Source organism: Acinetobacter sp. LipI_23 (assembly GCF_058243045.1).
Genome location: NZ_JBZAYJ010000001.1, coordinates 2906844 through 2925651, shown reverse-complemented (window position 1 = coordinate 2925651; position 18808 = coordinate 2906844). Strand labels below are relative to the sequence as shown.

Genomic DNA, 18808 nt, shown 5'->3' with positions numbered 1-18808 from the left:
TTTTTATACAGAACAACTAGAATAAAAACACGCTTAAGAAAAGCTTGGTAGCCAAACAAGGTCCAGTTTAATTAAGGGTGATCATAACAATTAATCAGTTTTAAAAGAAAAATCTCGGAGAGTCGCTATGAATAAATTACTACAAGCATCGCTAGTTGCAACGCTAATGAGTGCAGGTTCTACAGCCCTTTATGCAGAGGATGATACAGCATCACGCCCTAGTTATAACTGGGGGAACTGTACTTCTCTAGGTTGTGAAAAAGATATTCCTATTAAATTAGAAATCCCTAAAAAATGTGAAGTGCTTGGCGGTAGTGCCATTACGCTGAATAAAAATGGTGGAACACAAAGTTCAAATTACACTGTACGTAGTAATACGCACTATACACTTAACATTCAAACAGCCAACACAGGTACAAGTGCAAGTACTTATGTTAAACATGAGGACGATGGCAGTGTTCGTGTACCAACAACAATTGTTACAAATAAAACAGGTGGCGGTGTAATTCCATTCGGTAATTCAAATCATAATGGTCTAGCTGACGATCAATATTCTGTTTCGGTAACTAATGCAGCAGTTGGTGCATTCCAACGTGCGGGTACATATACTGATACTTATCGTATCAAAGTCTATTACTAATTTTTTACGGCTTTGTTGCACAAAGATTTCATAACTATATGATTTTAAAAGTTTTGATTATTTTTTGATCCAAAATTAAATTTATTTAAATCAGATGCTTACATATTTATGCAACAAAGCCGCAAACAATTAACAGCTTTAAATCAACGCGGTTATATCATCAATTTCCCAGTATTCCATGCGAAACAAGTCACTGTTAAACCAGTAGACAGTAACAATCGGTCTTTTGCTGCTGGTTCAGAGCTTTATATTGATAATAATGGTGAAGGAGAGGTTTATCCGATTTCTACTGATGGTAGCGTAACGCTTTATGGTTTGATTCCGGGAACATATAAGATACAAATTAAAACTAAAGAAGCACGCAGTTGTTCGGCAGAACTTACAATTACAGATACTAAGAATGATGACAACTCATCAGTACTGGATCTTCAGTGTAAATAAATGGAGTAGAGCCATGAAACTGAACATTATTATACTGCTGTTTTGTGTGGCGGCTACCCCAATAGCTTATGCAAAACAGTGTCAAATTGAGCGTTTAACTTCAAGCCAGTTGAATCTAAGTTCATCGTATCTTAGTCAAGCTGCAACTTCTTTCTCAGTGGCTTGTGATAGTAATTACGCGATTAAATTCAATTCGCGTAATTTAACTAATGCAACAGGGAGTAGTTATTTAGTCAATGAGAAAAACTATAAATTGAGAACTCAAATGAATATTTCAGGAGCAAGTGCATCACGTTGGAATAGCCCTATTGCTCAACCAGCAACTGAGCAAAATAAGTTTGTAGTCTTGGTGCAATTGATGGAGCGCCCAACTGCCTTAACCCCAGCAGGTGTGTATAAAGATAGCTTGTATATTAATTTGATGTTTTAAATTTTAGGTCTTTAAACTATTAATATGTAAAAAGATACCTACTAATCATAGGTATCTTTTTATTTGATTGCATTCATTATCATCAAACTGTCAAATAGTTTAACTAAACTTGGAGGAAAATAAGAAAAGTTTGGAATAACATGATCGGTTCAATGACAACAAAATTATTCAAACAGCACAATTTCCCAGAACCACAGCGGTTTTATCTCAAGCAACAACATCTGCATAATTTTCAGCAAGAACTCTCTCTCCTTCAAGAAACACTCAAGCCCAAGTTAAAAATAACCATTGTGACGGAAACATGGTCACCAGAAATCAATGGTGTTGCGAACTCTTTATTACAGCTGTGCAAAGGTTTACAAAAACTGGGGCATCGTATTCAGCTCATCCGCCCAATACAAAAAACGATGTGTACTGACTTTCAGGCAGAACAGGAGTGTTTGGTCTGGGCAAAAAGCATTCCTAAATATGCCGACATGCAATTTGGTATGCCACAGTATGTTAAAGTCAGCAAAGCGATTGAACGCTTCGCACCAGATGTGGTCCATATTGTGACGGAAGGACCGTTGGGGTTGACGGCACTGTATGCTGCTCAAGCACATCAAATTCCAGTGTCGAGTGGCTTTCATTCAACTTTTCATGACTTTAGTCGCTTCTTTGATTTGGCTTTACTGGTCAAACCGATCGAAAGTTATCTTCGCTGGTTTCATAACCATACGCTACTCACCTGTGTGCCGAGTCAAACTACGTTAAATCAGCTTAAGGCCTTTGGTGTGACTTGCCCTTTGGTTGAGGTTGGACGAGGAGTAGATACAGCTCGCTTCCATCCTGAGCATCGCTCAGAACAACTGCGTCAGCGTTGGGAGGCAGATGCAAATACCACTGTGCTTTTATATGTAGGGCGTTTATCTCCTGAAAAAGAGGTGGATGTGCTCATTCAAAGCTATTTGAATATCAAGAAGCAGTCATCACGCAAATTTAAAATGGTGATTGTGGGGGATGGGCCAGATCGTAAGCGTTTAACGGAGATGGCAAATGGCTCAGATGTTATTTTTACGGGAAGCTTAACAGGGCAGTCACTCGCTCAAGTCTACGCCAGTGCAGATGCTTTTGTTTTTGCTAGTCAAATAGAGACTTTTGGTAATGTGGTACTCGAAGCCATGGCCAGTGGCTTACCTGTGGTGGCCTATAACTATGCCAGTCCGCAGCGTTATATCAAGCAAGGTATAACAGGGTGGTTGAGTCCTTTTGGACAAGTGGCACACTTTATGCAAACTATTATTCAGTTGCCAGAACAAAAGGTGCTTAGATGTATGGGAACACAAGCGCGTCAAGACATTGAAAGTGTGGGCTGGCAGTATCCTGTGAAACAGTTTGAGCAAGCCTTATATCACGTGGCCAATATTAAGGCAGCACCTTAACCAATAGCTGTATTAAAAGCGTTAGTGATAAAGACGAGTTGGGTAATTTTGATGGGTTTTAACTTAAATCATCAAACTGTCAAAAACACCCTTTAATATGAGCTTAACGAGAAGCGATTTTGATGAATTAAATCGTCATATAACAATGATTTTCCAGCTGAACTTTCAACATTGTTGTTAAGGAGAAGTGGTATGAATCTTAAAACTGCAAAAATAAGAATATTAGATTTAGATTTAAAAGGTTGTGTCTATCTCAATCATTTTTCCCATTCGCATGCTGTAGCCAATTTTTTTAAGCGGATCAGTCGATTGGGGGATGGCATCTTTTGGTACACCATGTTGGCTTTAACTTGGTTGTTGCAAGGATTGGTCTACAGTTTGCAAATCGTGTATTTGGTGCTTGGTTCATTGTGCGGGACTTTAATTTATAAAGTCCTAAAAATTAAAACCATTCGCCCAAGACCCTATCAAGTGCATCAGGTGATTCGAATGGGTGAGCGACCGCTTGACCATTTTAGTTTTCCTTCAGGTCATACTTTACATGCGGTGATGGTCAGTACGTTATTGGGCTTCGTACAGCCAATTTTATTGGTGCTTATGTTGCCTTTTACTGTTCTGGTTGCTGCATCACGCATGATTTTAGGGCTGCATTATCCAAGTGATGTGTTGGTCGGAGCGGCTATAGGTGCAGTCGTAGCCGTCGCTTTAATTTGTAGTGCACCATTTTTAAATATTGTGTTGTAAAAAAGCCCAATTTTATCTCAAACAAACTAGCGCTTAAATTTCAGAGTTTGCTACAGTACAGCATCTTCTACATTGTGATGAGACTCCACCATGGGCTTACGTTGGTCAGACACTATTGATATTGCTATTGAGTTGTATGAAGCTCATCCAGATGTCGATCCGCAGTGGATTCGCTTTACAGACTTACATGCTTGGGTGTGTGCCTTACCAGACTTTAGTGATGATCCGACCAAGTCGACTGAAGGTTTGCTTGAAGCAATTCAAATGGCATGGATTGACGAAGCGCGATAATCCTTGTATCGAAAAAAGCAACTTTTTACAGAGTAAAAGCAGAAAATTGTGCATTATGTCGGTATAATGCGCCAAAATTTTCATGTCTACATTGACTTAAGGAGCCAATCATGGCTATTGAACGTACTTTATCTATCGTAAAACCAGACGCAGTTGCTAAAAACCACATCGGTGACATTTTTGCTCGTTTTGAAAAAGCTGGTCTTCAAATCGTTGCAACTAAAATGAAACACTTGACTCAAACTGAAGCTGAAGGTTTCTACGCAGAGCACAAAGAACGTGGTTTCTTTGCTGACCTAGTTGCGTTCATGACTTCTGGTCCAGTTGTTGTTTCAGTTCTTGAAGGCGAAAACGCAGTTCTTGCTCACCGCGAAATTCTTGGCGCAACTAACCCTAAAGAAGCTGCTCCAGGTACTATCCGCGCTGACTTCGCTGTAAGCATCGACGAAAATGCTGCTCACGGTTCTGACTCTGTAGCATCTGCTGATCGTGAAGTTAACTACTTCTTCGCTCAAACTGAGATTGCTCCACGTACTCGTTAATTCGAAGTATTCAAACCAGATAAGTGTTATTATACTTATCTGGTTTTTTTATTCCCTGAATAAATTTCTGCTCGTTTATTGAGCTTCTCCTTTCATCGTTAGACATGGTTTAGGTAATACACATGAGTACTGAAGTGGTCGCTGTCTCTACAGTTTCGGCTGAACAGCAACAATCTCCATCCGCTCCTGCACAGCAAAACTCTGTTGCGAAAGTGAACTTACTTGGCATGTCACGTCCGCAGCTTGAAAAATTCTTCGAAGATATGGGAGAAAAAAAGTTTCGCGCAGGACAGGTGATGAAATGGATTCATCAGTTTTTTGTGACTGATTTTGCTGAGATGACCAATATCTCAGGCAAGTTACGTGAAAAACTTGAAAAACTTTGTGAAATTAAAGCGCCAGAAGTGGTGCATAAAAATTATTCTAAAGATGGTACGCGTAAGTGGGTCTTTCGCGTCGGTGAGGGCGAAGGCTCTTTGGTTGAAACCGTATTGATCCCTGCTGAGCATCGCAGTGGTTTGCGCCGTACTTTATGTATTTCATCTCAAGTGGGCTGTGCACTGGATTGTTCATTCTGTTCAACCGGTAAACAAGGTTTTCAGCGCGACTTAAACCCAGATGAAATTATTGGTCAGCTATGGGTCGCAAACTATTCTTATATGGAAGATGTGCCTGTAGCTGAGCGTGAGCGCTCGGTGACCAACGTCGTAATGATGGGGATGGGCGAGCCATTACTCAACTATGATGCCGTATTGAGCTCAATGCGTATTATGCTAGACGATTTTGCTTATGGTATGTCTAAGCGCCGTGTGACCTTGTCGACTTCAGGTGTAGTGCCGAAAATTGATCAATTGGCACAAGATATTGATGTTGCATTGGCAATCTCCCTACACGCGCCAAATGACGAACTACGGAATGAATTGGTTCCAATCAATAAAAAATATCCATTGGCACAATTGATTGCAGCATGTCAGCGTTATATCGCTAAAGACGGTAATGAAAGTGCGCGTAAGCATGTCACAATTGAATATGTGATGTTGGATGGGGTGAATGATCATCCTGAGCATGCGCAGCAGATGATTAAGTTGTTGAAGAACTTACCAAGTAAAATTAATTTAATTCCGTTTAATCCATTTCCACATGCGCCTTATGGTCGTTCAAGTCGCAACCGCATTATTTCTTTCCAAAAAACTTTGTCTGACGCTGGATTTGTGTGTACGATTCGTCAAACGCGTGGCGATGACATTGATGCTGCCTGCGGACAATTGGTCGGTCAAGTGGCCGATCGAACACGTCGTGCTGAGCAGTGGAAAAAGAAAGTAGCAGAGAAAAACGAGATTCTACGTTCACAAGGATAATATAAGGGGATGCCAATTGAAAAAACCCGTTTCTAAACTTTACCTTGCGCTGACACTGGGTGTGTCAGTGTGGTACTTGGTGGGTTGCCAAACCGTGAATACGAAAGGTGACCCAAGTAAAGCAGTACAAGTTAGAACGCAATTGGCGGCTGAATATATTAAGTCGAATGATTACGATGCTGCGAAACGCACATTGGATCAGGCATTAGACATCGACTCTCGTGATGCATCTGCAAATATGATGATGGGCGTTTTGTTACAGCGTGAAGGCAGTCCACAAAATGTGGAAAAGGCAGAGCGTTATTTTAAGCATGCAATTGCGGCTGAGCCAAAAAATGCACAGGCTCGTAACAACTACGGTACGTATTTATATCAAATTGGGCGTTATAATGACGCGATTGATCAACTTCAAGTTGCAGGTTCAACTTTAGGGTATGATCAACGTTATCGAGCATTGGAGAATTTAGGTCGTGCGTATCTACAAGTAGGTCGAGTGGCGGAAGCAGAAGCTGCTTTTAAACAAGCCCTACAGGTAAACTCAGGTGCCTATCTTGCCATGATCGAAATGGCGGAAATTTCATATTTACGTCAGCAAAATGCTGAAGCTACGCAGTACTATGAACAGTTTGTGCGAGCGGTTGGCGAGAAAAACTTAGATGCACGTGCGCTTTGGATTGGGATCCGAATTGCGCGAGCAAGTCATGACACGATGGGTTCGCAAGTACTGGTCAACCAGCTACGTGCATTGTATCCAGACAGTCAAGAATACAAACGTTATTTGCAATTACAGTACACTACTGAGGCCGTATGGAAGTAAATCCTAATTCACCACAATCGAATGGTTCTAGCAATGCTTTAGGAAATATCCAACGTCCGGGTGATTATCTTCGTCAAATTCGTATTACACAAAAACGTGAATTAAGCGACGTTGCCAAAGAGTTGAATATCCCACTCAAGACTTTAACTGCGCTTGAGCAGGATGAATATACGGCGCTTCCAGAAGCAACTTTTATTAAGGGTTACTATCGTACTTATGCGAAGTTCCTAAAAGTGGATGCTACTACGATTATTCAGCGTTTTGATGATATCTATGCCAATGATACGGGGCTATTGCCAAATCATGCATTGAATAATTCACCGATTAAAATCATGGGTAAATTACCTGGCTCTAACCGTGACCGTAACCGTAAATGGTTGAAACGTGGACTGATTGCGATTGTTGTAATTGCGATTTTGGCAGCGTTGTTCGGCATGATTCAGAATTGGTCAGGCAGTACAGATGAGGCTACGACTCCGCAGACTGAATCTGATGTACAAATCATCAATATGAATGGGGCTGCTGCAACCACAGGGGATCAGTTGAAACTTGAGTTCAATCGTCCTACGTCTGTACATATTGTCGATTCAACTGGGAAAGTACTGGCAACAGGGCGTCAAGCCTCTACACTTGAGCTTGCTGGCGAGACACCTTTTCAAATTCGTATCGATGATGCTGCTGCTGTGTCACTCAGCTTAAATAATGAAAGTATTTCATTGTCACCATATACCGTCGGTGGAAAAGCAGATTTTCGCTTGTCACGTTAATGGGATCAAGGAAAAGCAATGATTGTAAATCCAATTAAACGCAAGCCTACTCGTAAGATTCGTGTAGGTTCAGTCTATGTCGGTGGCGATGCACCCATCAGCATTCAAAGTATGACCAATACTGAAACTTGTGATGTGGAAGCAACGCTGGCGCAAATTCAGCGCTGTGCAGATGTAGGTGCGGACATCATGCGCGTTTCTGTACCAACGATGGAAGCGGCAGAGGCTTTTGGTGAAATTCGTAAGCGTTCATCGGTGCCGTTGGTTGCAGATATTCATTTTGACTACAAGATTGCACTGCGTGTTGCGGACTTGGGTGCGGATTGTTTACGAATTAACCCTGGAAATATTGGCTCTGAAGCTAAAATCCGTGAAGTAGTGGCTGCAGCGCGCCATAACGATATTTCTATGCGTATTGGGGTGAATGCAGGTTCACTGGAAAAAGATATTCAAAAGAAATATGGTGAGCCAACCGGTCAGGCATTGCTTGAGTCGGCGATGCGTCATATTGATATTTTAGATCGTCTGAACTTTCATGAGTTTAAGGTTTCTGTAAAAGCATCCAATGTGTTTTTAACCATGGATGCTTACCGCCTACTTTCACAGCAAATTGATAATCCGTTACATCTGGGTGTAACAGAAGCTGGGATTTACCGTACAGGTTCAGTGAAATCTGCGATTGCATTGGGCGGTTTGTTGTTGGATGGCATTGGTGACACCATGCGTATTTCCTTGGCAGCGGAACCTGAAGAAGAGATTAAGATTGGTTTTGATATTTTAAAATCACTCAGTCTTCGCTCAAATGGAATCAACTTCATTGCTTGTCCAAGTTGTTCACGTCAAGAATTTAATGTGATTTCAGTAATGCAAGCCTTAGAAGAGCGTTTGGAAGACATTCGTACCCCAATGGACGTATCGGTTATTGGTTGTAAAGTGAATGGTCCCGGCGAAGCCAAAGAAGCTGATATTGGCGTGGTGGGGGCAAGTCCACGTTCACTGGTGTATCGTAATGGTGAAAAGAGCCATTTAATTGACACAAATCAGTTGGTTGACGAAATCGAAGCGATGGTTCGTCAACGTGTTAGCGATCTTGAAGACGCTAAAGCTAAAGAGATTATTCGCACAAGTTTTTCTGAGTAGATCATGAGTTCAATTGTCGCAATCAAAGGTTTTAATGACATTCTGCCAATGCAAACACCAGCGTGGAGACGTCTGGAACAGCATCTCGCATCATTGATGGATGCGTATGGCTACCAGCAAATTCGTTTGCCTATTGTTGAGCAGACCAATTTGTTCAAACGTTCGATTGGTGATGCAACGGATATCGTTGAAAAAGAAATGTACACCTTCTTGGACAAAGGTAATCCGCCTGAGTCTTTGACTTTACGTCCTGAAGGAACAGCAGGCTGTGTACGTGCCATGCTGGAGCATAACTTGCTTCGCGGTGCGACGCCTCGTGTCTGGTATATCGGGCCGATGTTCCGTTATGAAAAGCCGCAAAAGGGTCGTTACCGTCAGTTCCACCAGTTCGGCGTGGAAACCTTTGGTGTCGCAACCCCTGATATGGATGCTGAGCTGATTTTGATGACGGCACGTCTGTGGAAACGCATGGGTGTAGCAGATAAAGTTCAACTTGAGTTAAATACTCTCGGTGAGTCTGATGAGCGTGCAGCTTATCGTTCGGCATTGGTGGAGTTCCTAGAATCACATAAAAATGATTTAGATGAAGATTCACAGCGTCGTTTAACCACCAACCCACTACGTATCCTTGACTCTAAAGATGCAAAAACCCAAGCCATTTTAGAAAATGCGCCGAAGTTGCATGACTTTATGGGGGAAGAGACACTACAGCACTTTGCCACTTTGCAGCAGTATTTAACCGATGCAGGTGTGAGCTTCGTGATTAACCAAAAACTGGTGCGTGGCTTAGATTATTACAATAAAACTGTATTTGAATGGACCACCACGCATTTGGGTTCACAAGGTACAGTCTGTGCGGGCGGTCGTTACGATGGCTTAGTGGGTCAGCTTAAAGGCAAGGCCGATCAGTCTGTACCTGCAGTTGGCTTTGCGATGGGTATGGAGCGTCTGTTGTTGTTGCTTGAGCAAGTCGAAGACGCTACACCTATACGTGATTGCGAAATGTTTTTATTGGCAGATCCTGCTTCTCAAGGCAAAGCTTTGGTCCTTGCAGAACAAATTCGTAACCAGTTAGATGCTGCATCAAGTACGCTTCGTTTGAAAGTTGGTTCACATGGTTCAATGAAGTCGCAAATGAAAAAAGCGGATCAGTCTGGCGCATTGTTTGCCCTCATTTTGGGTGAGCGCGAGGTGGAAGCTGCACAGTTTGCCGTAAAAGAGTTGGCAACAGCTGAACAAACTTTGGTTGCGGTGGATGACATCGTGCCATTTATGATTGAAAAATTTTCTTCAAAATAAGCCAAAATATAAGGAAAGGGTAGTCACATGAGCGCATTAAGTGATGAAGAACAACTTGATAGTTTAAAGTCTTTCACTAAGAAATATGGTTCAGCCATTATTAGTGGGATTTTAATTGCGCTGATTGCCTTTTTTGGATGGCAATACTGGCAGAAGAAGACTTTGGCCGAGAATCAGATGAACACGGCTAAAGTTCAGCAATTGATGGATGAAGCACGTGCAACGCAAGGTGATGCATTTACAGCCTTGTCTGCAACTGCGGACAAAATTGTGAAAGAAGCACCAGATTCGGTGCAGGCCATTCAAACGCAATTGTTGATGGCAAAATTGGCCTATGACAAAGCGGATTATGCCAGTGCTGAAAAAGCGTTGAAGAAAGTTGAAAACTCGAAAGTGGATGACGACGGCTTAGTGCAAATTGTGAAATTGCGTTTAGCGTATGCACAATTGGCGCAAAAGAAGTTTGATGATGCGATTAAAAACCTTGCATTGGTAAAAGATCCTGCTTTTAAAGCGACAGCCGATGAAGCTTTGGGCGATGTCTATGTGGCTAAAAACGACATCGAAAATGCAAAGAAAGCCTATCAAAGTGCATGGGATCAGTTGGTTGAACGTAAACAAGAACGCCAAATTTTACAAATTAAACTCGAAAGTGTTGGTATTTTAGTTGATGATCCTGAAATCGAACGTCCACTTATAGAAACAGCAGCGGAAGAAACTGAATGAATAGAAAATACAAAATTTCGTGCGCATTAACCGTATTAACTTTAGCACTTGCGGGTTGTGCAAGTAGCGGAAAAGTAGAAGAAGTTAAGCCGAATCCACTTCCAAAACTGACGCAGGCGAAAACCCTGACTCCTGTATTTTCTCAAAGTGTGTCTTCAACTTCGACTGCTGATCCTTTACGTTTACGCTTAGATGCAGACAACGGTGTAGTTTTTGCACTTGACCCTAAAGGTCTAGTGACGGCATATCAAGGCAAACAAAAACTATGGCAGAAAGAAGTATCTAAAGCCGGTTTGAGTTCAGGCGTTGAAGCTGCCGATGGTCATGTCATTGTAGGTAACGCCAAAGGTCAATTGTTTGCTTTAGATCAGGCAACTGGCGAGCAAAAATGGACAGCACAATTAACAGGTGCACTTCTTGCGCCATCGTTGATTCAAGCGGGTCGTGTCATTTCTGTAAGTAATGATGGCACTGTTTTTGCGCATGATTTGGCAACAGGTCAGCAAGTGTGGACCTATAACTTACCAAATGTACAACTTAGCTTACGTGGTAATGCAGCGCCTGTTCCTGTTGATGCGCGTACAGTGCTCATTTCTTCAGCTAATGCCTATGTTTATGCTTTAGATGTGATTACAGGTGTACCACGTATGCAGCGCCGTGTAGCTGTGTCGGATGGTCGTTCGGATATTCAACGTTTGAATGATGTTGATGGTGATCCTGTAGTGGCAGGTCAGTACTTGATTACGACCAGCTATCAAGGTCAAGTGACCATGACAGATTTGGCTTCACAGCAAGTGGTGTGGAGTGAAGATTCGAGTAGTACGCAGCGCCCTGAAGTGGTGGGTAATGGTGTATTCGTGGCGCAAACTGACGGCAAGTTAGTGGCTTATGAAATTAGCACGGGTCAAAAGCTTTGGGAAAATGACAGCCTGCTGAACCGCCAATTGAGTAATCCAGTGATGTTAGGCCAGGACCTAATTGTTGGTGATCTAGATGGCGTTTTGCACATGCTGAACCCTGCGACAGGTGAGTTGATCGGTCGTGCGAAGACGTCTGGTGAAGTGCGTACTTTACGTGTGATTGATGATCAACTCTATGTTGCGACACGAAAGGGTGCATTAAGCATTTGGCAGAATCGTTAATTCTGTTCGACTTATGTTAAACTAGTCGAAATTCGTATTTTTTTAAATTCCTCGGGGTGTTTGCTTAGTCAAAACCCCGAGTTTTTATTCAGGTTTTTCACCTAATTTTTCTTCCAGTTTCTGATGTTCAGACCAGTCTCACTGGCTGATCTTGAATAAAGGTTAATCTATGAAACCCGTAATTGCGCTCATTGGTCGTCCGAACGTCGGAAAATCAACGCTATTTAACCAGATCACCAAAAGCCGAGATGCGCTTGTTGCTGACTTTGCCGGTCTGACTCGTGACCGTAAATATGGTGATGCTGTATTTCAAAATAAGTCTTTCATTGTGGTTGATACTGGTGGTATTGGCGAAAATGAAGGCGGTATCGACTCTTACATGGCGGAACAGTCTAAAACAGCAATCAATGAAGCCGATATTATTGTATTTGTCGTCGATGCACGCGCAGGCCTACTCGCATCGGATGAGCAAATTGCGCGTGAGCTGCGTACACTTGGTAAGAAAGTTTACCTTGTAGCGAACAAAGTTGATGGTGTACATGCCGAAGCTGCACTTGTTGAATTTTACAAGTTGGGTATGGGCGAACCTATGCAAGTGGCTGCGAGCCATGGTCGCGGTGTACAGCAAATGCTTGAAGACGTGCTTTCAAGTGTGCCCGAAGATGAAGATGCAGATGAGCACGACAAGAACACAGGCTTACGTTTAGCGATTATTGGTCGTCCAAACGTCGGTAAATCGACGCTAGTGAATCGTTTATTGGGTGAAGAGCGTGTAGTTGCATTTGACCAACCGGGGACAACCCGCGACTCGATCTATATCCCGTATGAACGTGATGGCCGTCAGTACACCTTAATCGATACTGCAGGTGTGCGTCGTAAAGGTAAAGTCGATGAAATGATTGAGAAGTTCTCAATTGTGAAAACGCTCCAGGCCATTAAAGATGCCCATGTTATCGTGGTTGTACTTGATGCACGTGAAGGTGTGGTTGAGCAAGATTTACATTTGATTGGTTATGCGCTTGAAGCGGGCCGAGCGATGGTGATTGCGATTAATAAATGGGACAACATGTCTGAGTATGATCGCAAACAATGTAAATTGGATGTCGATCGTCGCTTTGACTTTATTCCTTGGGCAAAAGTACATTTAATTTCTGCATTGCATGGTACGGGGGTGGGGGATCTATATCCATCGATTCACCGTGCTTATGATTCGTCACATTTGAAAGTTTCACCTGCAAAAATCACACAAATTTTAAGTGATGCTACGGATGCGCACCAGCCGCCAATGGTCGGTGGTCGCCGTATTAAAATGCGTTATGCCCATATGGGCGGACAAAATCCACCTACGATTGTGGTGCATGGTAACAAAGTTGATAAAACGCCTGCGGATTATCGTCGTTATTTAGAAAACGTATTCCGTAAAGTGTACAAACTTGAAGGTACGCCAGTACGTATTGAGTTTAAAACCTCTGAAAACCCATTTGAAGGACGTAAGTCACAGGTGGATGAACGTACAGCAGCGCGTAAGCGTCGTTATGTTCAGAAATTTAAGAAAGCTGAGAAGAAATTCAAACGCTAATCAGGCATTAAGTTTTTGATGCTGAAAAGCCCAAAGTGATCTTTGGGCTTTTTTATTTTATGATGCATAAAACCATGATAGGAAGGCAAAGTGGCAAGGACAATACGTGTTGAGCTGAAAAAGATTGAGGACATTGTACAGGTCGATCACAGCCTGTCACGTGTTGAGCAAATTGCACAGCGAAAACAAGCCATTTATCAATATCGTAATCAATGCTTATCTGAACAACGGCAGATGATTGTGGATGATCACTCCATTGCGCTGAGTGAGACAGGTAAACCTTATTTACTTGATCAACCTTCTTTTCATTTCAATCATAGTCACAGCCAAAACTACTACGCTTTAGCTACCAGTGAGCGGATGCAAGATCTAGGCGTGGACGTGGAAGAATTAAGCCGAAAAGTACGCTTTGAGGCTTTGGCTAAACATGCTTTTCATGTAGAGGAACTTCGCGTGTGGTACGAGTTTGATCAGGACAAAGCATACTGGTTTAAGGTCTGGACCACCAAAGAAGCGGTACTTAAAGCCTCGGGTTTAGGCATTCGTTTAAACTTAAATGAACTGAACACTCAAGCACATCCAACGCATAATGGCGGCATGTGTAGTCATCCGCTGATTGGGAGTTTTGCATATCAGAATTTTGAGTTTGGAGATGTGATGTTGACCGTGGCTTGGCGGGCAGAGCAGTCCTGTCGTGGCTATGCGTTGCCTCAGATTGAGCTGGTACAACACCTTCACACCGACATAAAAAAGCCTCTCGATTGAGAGGCTTTCTTTTTCACACTATGGTGTGCATTTATGGAATTTCATTTTCTTCTTCAAACTCAGGCTTCACTTGAACAATGAAGTCTTGACGGTTTAAGCCACGCCATAAAGCAAAAGCTGTACCGATGTAGATTGAAGAGTAGGTACCCACAAAAACGCCCACAAACATTGCAACAGAGAACCATTTAAGGCCATCACCACCGAGGACCATCATCGAGATCACCACCAACAATAAAGTCATTGAGGTGTGAATGGTACGACGTAGGGTCTCAGTTAAAGCGATGTTAACGATCTCTAAAGGCGAAGCGCCACGAATCTTACGGAAGTTTTCACGTATACGATCCGAAACGACAATGTTGTCATTCAGTGAGAAACCAATCAGAGCCAGAATTGCAGCCAATACAGTTAAGTCAAATGGCCACTGCATCATGGCAAAAATACCAATGGTAACCACCACGTCATGGAACAAAGACAGTACCGCACCCATCGCCAGTTTGAACTCAAAGCGAACCGTTACGTAGACCAACATCAGCAGTAACGCTAAAGCCACAGCACCCGCTGAGCGAATGTAGAGTTCATTCCCGACTTGTCCACCCACCACATCAACTTTGTTAACTGAAGCAGAGTTACCCGGTAGCTGTACAGCTTGGGTAATGGTTTTGGTTAAGTCTTCTGCGGCTGTGTCCTCTTGTACAGGCATACGCACAATCAAATCACGATCTGAACCAATGGTTTGTACCACAGGGTCATGAAAGCCAGCTTTGGTCAGTGCAGCAGAGACATCGGCTGACTTCACTGGTTTGCTATAGTTCAATTCGGCAGAAATACCACCAGTAAAGTCCAAACCTAAGTTAAGACCCTTGGTGAAAATAAAGAATAGGCTGCCGATGGTTAAGACAATAGAAAGAATGGCTGCAGGCAGCGCAATCTTCATAAAATCAATTACACGTTCATCATCTGGACGGCCGTATTTTTTTGAATCTTGTTGAGTCACATCAGTCATCATCGATCTCCTTATATGCTCAACTTTTTCAAGTTACGTTTTTTGCCATAAATGAGCTGTACAATCGCACGTGTTACTGTAATAGCAGTAAACATAGAGCAGATAATACCGATCATTAAGGTCACAGCGAAGCCTTTAATTGGGCCTGTACCGATAGCAAATAGGATAAACGCAACCAAGAATGTGGTTAAGTTTGAGTCGAAAATGGTGTTATAAGCACGGTCATAACCCGCCACAATGGCTTGTTTGGGCGATGCTCCCCACTTCATTTCTTCACGTATTCGCTCACAGATCAAGACGTTGGCATCGACCGCCATACCAATGGTAATCACGATACCCGCAATACCCGGCAGGGTGAGGGAAGCACCAATCCAAGACATGACCGTTAGAATCATGGCTAAGTTGAAAACCAAGGCAAAGTTAGCTATTAAACCAAATACGCGGAAGAAGACCACCATCCAGATCGCGACTAGTAAGAAGCCGATTTGAGTTGATAGCACACCTTTATCAATGTTTTCTTGGCCCAGGCTTGGACCCACTACACGTTCTTCAACAAAGTACATTGGTGCAGCAAGTGCACCTGCACGTAGCATCAATGCAAGTTCAGATGCCTCTTGAGGAGAGTCTAGACCCGTGATCCGGAAAGAAGAACCGAGTACCGCTTGAATGGTTGCAGCGTTAATCACTACAGACTCTGCATAAGGTGTACGGACTTCGGTTTGCGCACCAGTCGCAGGATCAGTTATATAGCTAATACGTTGTTTATTTTCGATGAACAACACAGCCATACGCTTACCCACCGCATTCCGGGTTGCATCTGCCATCAGTTTGCCACCTGCTGTGTCTAAGGTAATGTTTACCTCAGCACCGCCAGTGTCTTGGCTAAAGCCACTTGATGCGTTTTGAACACGTTCACCCGTTAAAATACGGTTACGGTTTAAAAGTAATTCACGTCCGCTGTCTAAAGATTGATATGCAAAAAGTTCGGTTCCTGGTGGAAGCGGTTGACCATTGCTCTTGCCCGTATAAGGGTCAATCACTTGGTCATTTTGGTCAGAGACCAAACGGAACTCTAGGTTTGCTGTACGACCCAAGACACGTTTTGCCTCAGCAGTGTCTTGAACACCTGGAAGCTCAACCACGATGCGGTTACTACCTTGTGTTTGTACCAAGGCTTCTGCCACACCTAACTCATTAATACGGTTACGTAAAGTGGTTAAGTTTTGGTTCACGGCATAAGATTGAATTTCTTGGCGGCGAACATCGGTATAGGTTAAACGTAAGGTTGAACCTGTCGCAGTTGCGACCGCTTGTTGATTAAACTCATTACCATTGCTACGTAAGTAGTCTTGAGCCGCAGTACGATCATCATTGTTGGCGAACTGAACGGTAATGGTGTTGTTGTTTAATGCAAGGCTGTTAAATTTAATTTTGTTGTCACGGAACTGACGGCGTAAATCAGTCGCAGAGGTTTCCATGCGCTGAGCAATTGCTTTATCCATATCCACTTCTAATAAGAAGTGAACACCACCACGTAAGTCCAGACCGAGCTTCATTGGTTTTGCACCAATTTTTTGTAGCCACTCTGGCGTGGTTGGCGCCAAGTTCAACGCGACAACATAGTCATCACCAAGGCCACGACGTAACGCTTCTTTGGCTTTTAATTGTGCTTCGCTAGAGTCAAGACGTAACAGTGCAGCATTATTGCTAAAACTGTTGTCATGGCTTGAAATACTTTCAGATTTTAAAATCTGCTCTGCTTTTTGTACGATGCTTTGGTCAATTTGGGTACCAGCTTTGGCACCAGAAATTTGAACCGCAGGCTCATCCGGATACAAACTAGGCAGGGCATATAATGTACTGATCGTCAAAACCACGAGAATCAGTAGATATTTCCATGCTGGGTAACGCATTTGTTTTCTTCTTAAAATGAAAAAAGTCGTGCGGATGCACGACTAATTTTTTTGATTAAAGGTTATTTAATGTGCCTTCAGGAAGAACTGAAATCACACTTGCGCGTTGAATTTTTACGTCTACACCGCGGCTCAGTTCAACCACTGCAAAGTCACCTTCGAGTTTAGTGATTTTACCCATTAAGCCACCAGCAAATACCACTTCGCTGCCTACGCCAAGACTTTCAACCAAAGAGCGGTGCTCTTTGGCACGTTTTGCTTGAGGGCGCCAAATTAAGAAGTAGAAGATTGCAATAAAAACAGCAATCATCAATAAGTTTGCGACCATACTTGGTTGTTGCGCAGCTTCACCCGCTGCGTGAGCTGTAGAAATAAAAAGGCTCATTTCAAATTCCTAAACTAAAAAAACGGTGACCAACGAATTGATCATAAATAGACTTGTTCTGCAATTTACCTTGTCTTTTTACCAAGCGCAAATGCTCACAACAATTAATCTTGGGGGCAAGGTGGAACTTCTAAACCACGACGTGCATAAAAATCTTCAACAAAGGCATCAAAGCGATCATTATCCAATGCATCACGAATGTCTTGAGTGAAGCGTTGGTAGTAACGTAAGTTGTGAATAGTACCCAGCATTGAACCTAGCATCTCACCACATTTTTCCAAATGGAATAAGTACGCGCGAGTAAAGTTGGTACAGGTATAACAGTCGCAGTGTGGATCAAGCGGACTTTGATCATGACGGTATTTACTGTTACGGATACGTACTAAACCGTCGGTCACAAAATAATGTCCATTTCGGGCATTACGTGTAGGCATGACACAGTCAAACATATCGACGCCACGGCGGATGCCTTCCACGATGTCTTCAGGTTTACCTACGCCCATTAGGTAGCGCGGTTTGTCTGCTGGCATTTTTTCTGGAAGATAATCCAGCACTTTGATCATTTCTTCTTTCGGTTCACCGACGGACAGACCACCAATGGCATAACCGTCAAAACCCACTTCAAGCAAGCCTTTTAAAGACTCATCTCGTAAGTCTTCATACATACCGCCTTGAATAATGCCGAAGAGCGCATTTTTATTTTCAAGCACATCATGATGCTGAGTCTTACAACGCTTTGCCCAACGCAATGACAATTGTAGCGACTTTTGCGCTTCTTCATGCGTTGCAGGATAAGGCGTACATTCGTCAAAAATCATCACGATGTCTGAGTTCAATGTATGTTGGATGTCCATTGAGATTTCAGGAGACAAAAAGACTTTAGAGCCGTCAATTGGAGAGCGGAACGTTACGCCATCTTCTTTAATTTTACGCATTGCGCCCAAACTGAAGACTTGGAAGCCGCCTGAATCGGTCAGAATGGGTTTATCCCACTTCATGAATTTATGCAGGCCGCCATGCTCTTTAATCACTTCAAGGCCAGGGCGTAGGTAAAGATGGAAGGTGTTACCTAAAATAATTTGCGCTTTGATGTCTTCAATATCACGCGGGAGCATGCCTTTCACCGTACCATAAGTACCGACAGGCATGAACACAGGGGTTTCAACCACACCATGCTCTAAAGTTAAACGACCACGACGGGCGCGACCCGACTGACCTAATTTTTCAAACTTCATAAAATATCCTGAACAAGAGCAAAGCACTGCTCTGCTTGCAGTGCAAGAGCGAAAAAACAGTTCGCCGCTAAAAGGAGGCTATTTTCCTTGATTATGCAAATAAACACCAGTGTTGTAACACTTTTAAAGCAAAGCTTTTTAAGTTGAATCGTAGCTGGTTACGGTTGTTT

The 18808-nt window shown here is 42.9% G+C and carries 20 protein-coding genes; 16 read left to right on the top strand and 4 right to left on the bottom strand.

Annotated features, from left to right (window positions below):
• The first annotated feature begins 127 nt into the window (after positions 1-127).
• The 16 genes from AC4CVD_RS14370 (at position 128) to AC4CVD_RS14295 (ending at position 14102) form a co-directional block, all read left to right on the top strand.
• Entirely contained in the window at positions 128-640 is a 513-nt protein-coding gene (locus AC4CVD_RS14370) for a hypothetical protein (RefSeq protein WP_078388507.1), read from the top strand.
• A gap of 108 nt (positions 641-748) precedes the next feature.
• Complete coding sequence (locus AC4CVD_RS14365; RefSeq protein WP_490753359.1) at positions 749-1081, top strand: hypothetical protein; 333 nt, start codon at positions 749-751, stop codon at positions 1079-1081.
• A gap of 13 nt (positions 1082-1094) precedes the next feature.
• Complete coding sequence (locus AC4CVD_RS14360; RefSeq protein WP_004983505.1) at positions 1095-1511, top strand: hypothetical protein; 417 nt, start codon at positions 1095-1097, stop codon at positions 1509-1511.
• Positions 1512-1651: 140 nt separating this feature from the next.
• Positions 1652-2932 carry a glycosyltransferase family 4 protein gene (locus AC4CVD_RS14355; RefSeq protein ID WP_010327534.1) on the top strand — a complete coding sequence of 427 codons (1281 nt, stop codon included), beginning with the start codon at positions 1652-1654 and terminating at the stop codon, positions 2930-2932.
• Between the two features lie 192 nt (positions 2933-3124).
• The gene (locus AC4CVD_RS14350; RefSeq protein WP_004697666.1) at positions 3125-3676 is read left to right on the top strand and encodes a phosphatase PAP2 family protein; all 552 of its coding nucleotides are present in this window, start codon (positions 3125-3127) and stop codon (positions 3674-3676) included.
• Positions 3677-3766: 90 nt separating this feature from the next.
• Complete coding sequence (gene iscX / locus AC4CVD_RS14345) at positions 3767-3967, top strand: Fe-S cluster assembly protein IscX (protein ID WP_004697668.1); 201 nt, start codon at positions 3767-3769, stop codon at positions 3965-3967.
• 110 nt (positions 3968-4077) lie between these two features.
• Entirely contained in the window at positions 4078-4509 is a 432-nt protein-coding gene (gene ndk, locus AC4CVD_RS14340) for a nucleoside-diphosphate kinase (RefSeq protein WP_004983508.1), read from the top strand.
• Positions 4510-4631: 122 nt separating this feature from the next.
• A complete protein-coding gene (rlmN, locus tag AC4CVD_RS14335; RefSeq protein WP_004697671.1) occupies positions 4632-5867 on the top strand; it encodes a dual-specificity RNA methyltransferase RlmN in 1236 nt (411 codons plus the stop codon).
• A gap of 16 nt (positions 5868-5883) precedes the next feature.
• Positions 5884-6684 (top strand): type IV pilus biogenesis/stability protein PilW, encoded by an 801-nt coding sequence (gene pilW, locus AC4CVD_RS14330; protein WP_010327532.1) that lies wholly within the window; start codon positions 5884-5886, stop codon positions 6682-6684.
• Entirely contained in the window at positions 6675-7451 is a 777-nt protein-coding gene (locus tag AC4CVD_RS14325; RefSeq protein WP_010327531.1) for a helix-turn-helix domain-containing protein, read from the top strand. Before pilW ends, AC4CVD_RS14325 begins: the two co-directional genes overlap by 10 nt.
• 18 nt (positions 7452-7469) lie before the next feature.
• Entirely contained in the window at positions 7470-8591 is a 1122-nt protein-coding gene (ispG, locus tag AC4CVD_RS14320; RefSeq protein ID WP_010327530.1) for a flavodoxin-dependent (E)-4-hydroxy-3-methylbut-2-enyl-diphosphate synthase, read from the top strand.
• Positions 8592-8594: 3 nt separating this feature from the next.
• Positions 8595-9890 (top strand): histidine--tRNA ligase, encoded by a 1296-nt coding sequence (hisS, locus tag AC4CVD_RS14315; protein WP_078425672.1) that lies wholly within the window; start codon positions 8595-8597, stop codon positions 9888-9890.
• Positions 9891-9917: 27 nt separating this feature from the next.
• On the top strand, positions 9918-10616 hold the full coding sequence (locus AC4CVD_RS14310; protein ID WP_490753358.1) for a YfgM family protein: 699 nt from the start codon (positions 9918-9920) through the stop codon (positions 10614-10616).
• Positions 10613-11758 (top strand): outer membrane protein assembly factor BamB, encoded by a 1146-nt coding sequence (gene bamB, locus AC4CVD_RS14305; RefSeq protein ID WP_428870897.1) that lies wholly within the window; start codon positions 10613-10615, stop codon positions 11756-11758. The genes AC4CVD_RS14310 and bamB overlap by 4 nt, the downstream gene beginning before the upstream one ends.
• A 169-nt stretch (positions 11759-11927) precedes the next feature.
• Entirely contained in the window at positions 11928-13337 is a 1410-nt protein-coding gene (der, locus tag AC4CVD_RS14300; protein WP_004697684.1) for a ribosome biogenesis GTPase Der, read from the top strand.
• Between the two features lie 90 nt (positions 13338-13427).
• Positions 13428-14102 (top strand): 4'-phosphopantetheinyl transferase family protein, encoded by a 675-nt coding sequence (locus tag AC4CVD_RS14295; RefSeq protein WP_490753357.1) that lies wholly within the window; start codon positions 13428-13430, stop codon positions 14100-14102.
• A 31-nt stretch (positions 14103-14133) separates the two neighbouring features.
• On the opposite strand, the gene secF is transcribed toward AC4CVD_RS14295, so the two are convergent.
• From secF to tgt, 4 genes are all read right to left on the bottom strand, one after another.
• The gene (gene secF / locus AC4CVD_RS14290; RefSeq protein WP_490753356.1) at positions 14134-15108 is read right to left on the bottom strand and encodes a protein translocase subunit SecF; all 975 of its coding nucleotides are present in this window, start codon (positions 15106-15108) and stop codon (positions 14134-14136) included.
• An 8-nt stretch (positions 15109-15116) separates the two neighbouring features.
• On the bottom strand, positions 15117-17018 hold the full coding sequence (secD, locus tag AC4CVD_RS14285; protein ID WP_490753355.1) for a protein translocase subunit SecD: 1902 nt from the start codon (positions 17016-17018) through the stop codon (positions 15117-15119).
• 55 nt (positions 17019-17073) lie between these two features.
• Complete coding sequence (gene yajC / locus AC4CVD_RS14280; RefSeq protein ID WP_004697692.1) at positions 17074-17403, bottom strand: preprotein translocase subunit YajC; 330 nt, start codon at positions 17401-17403, stop codon at positions 17074-17076.
• 104 nt (positions 17404-17507) lie between these two features.
• Positions 17508-18638 carry a tRNA guanosine(34) transglycosylase Tgt gene (gene tgt, locus AC4CVD_RS14275; RefSeq protein WP_004697695.1) on the bottom strand — a complete coding sequence of 377 codons (1131 nt, stop codon included), beginning with the start codon at positions 18636-18638 and terminating at the stop codon, positions 17508-17510.
• Between the last annotated feature and the right edge of the window lie 170 nt (positions 18639-18808).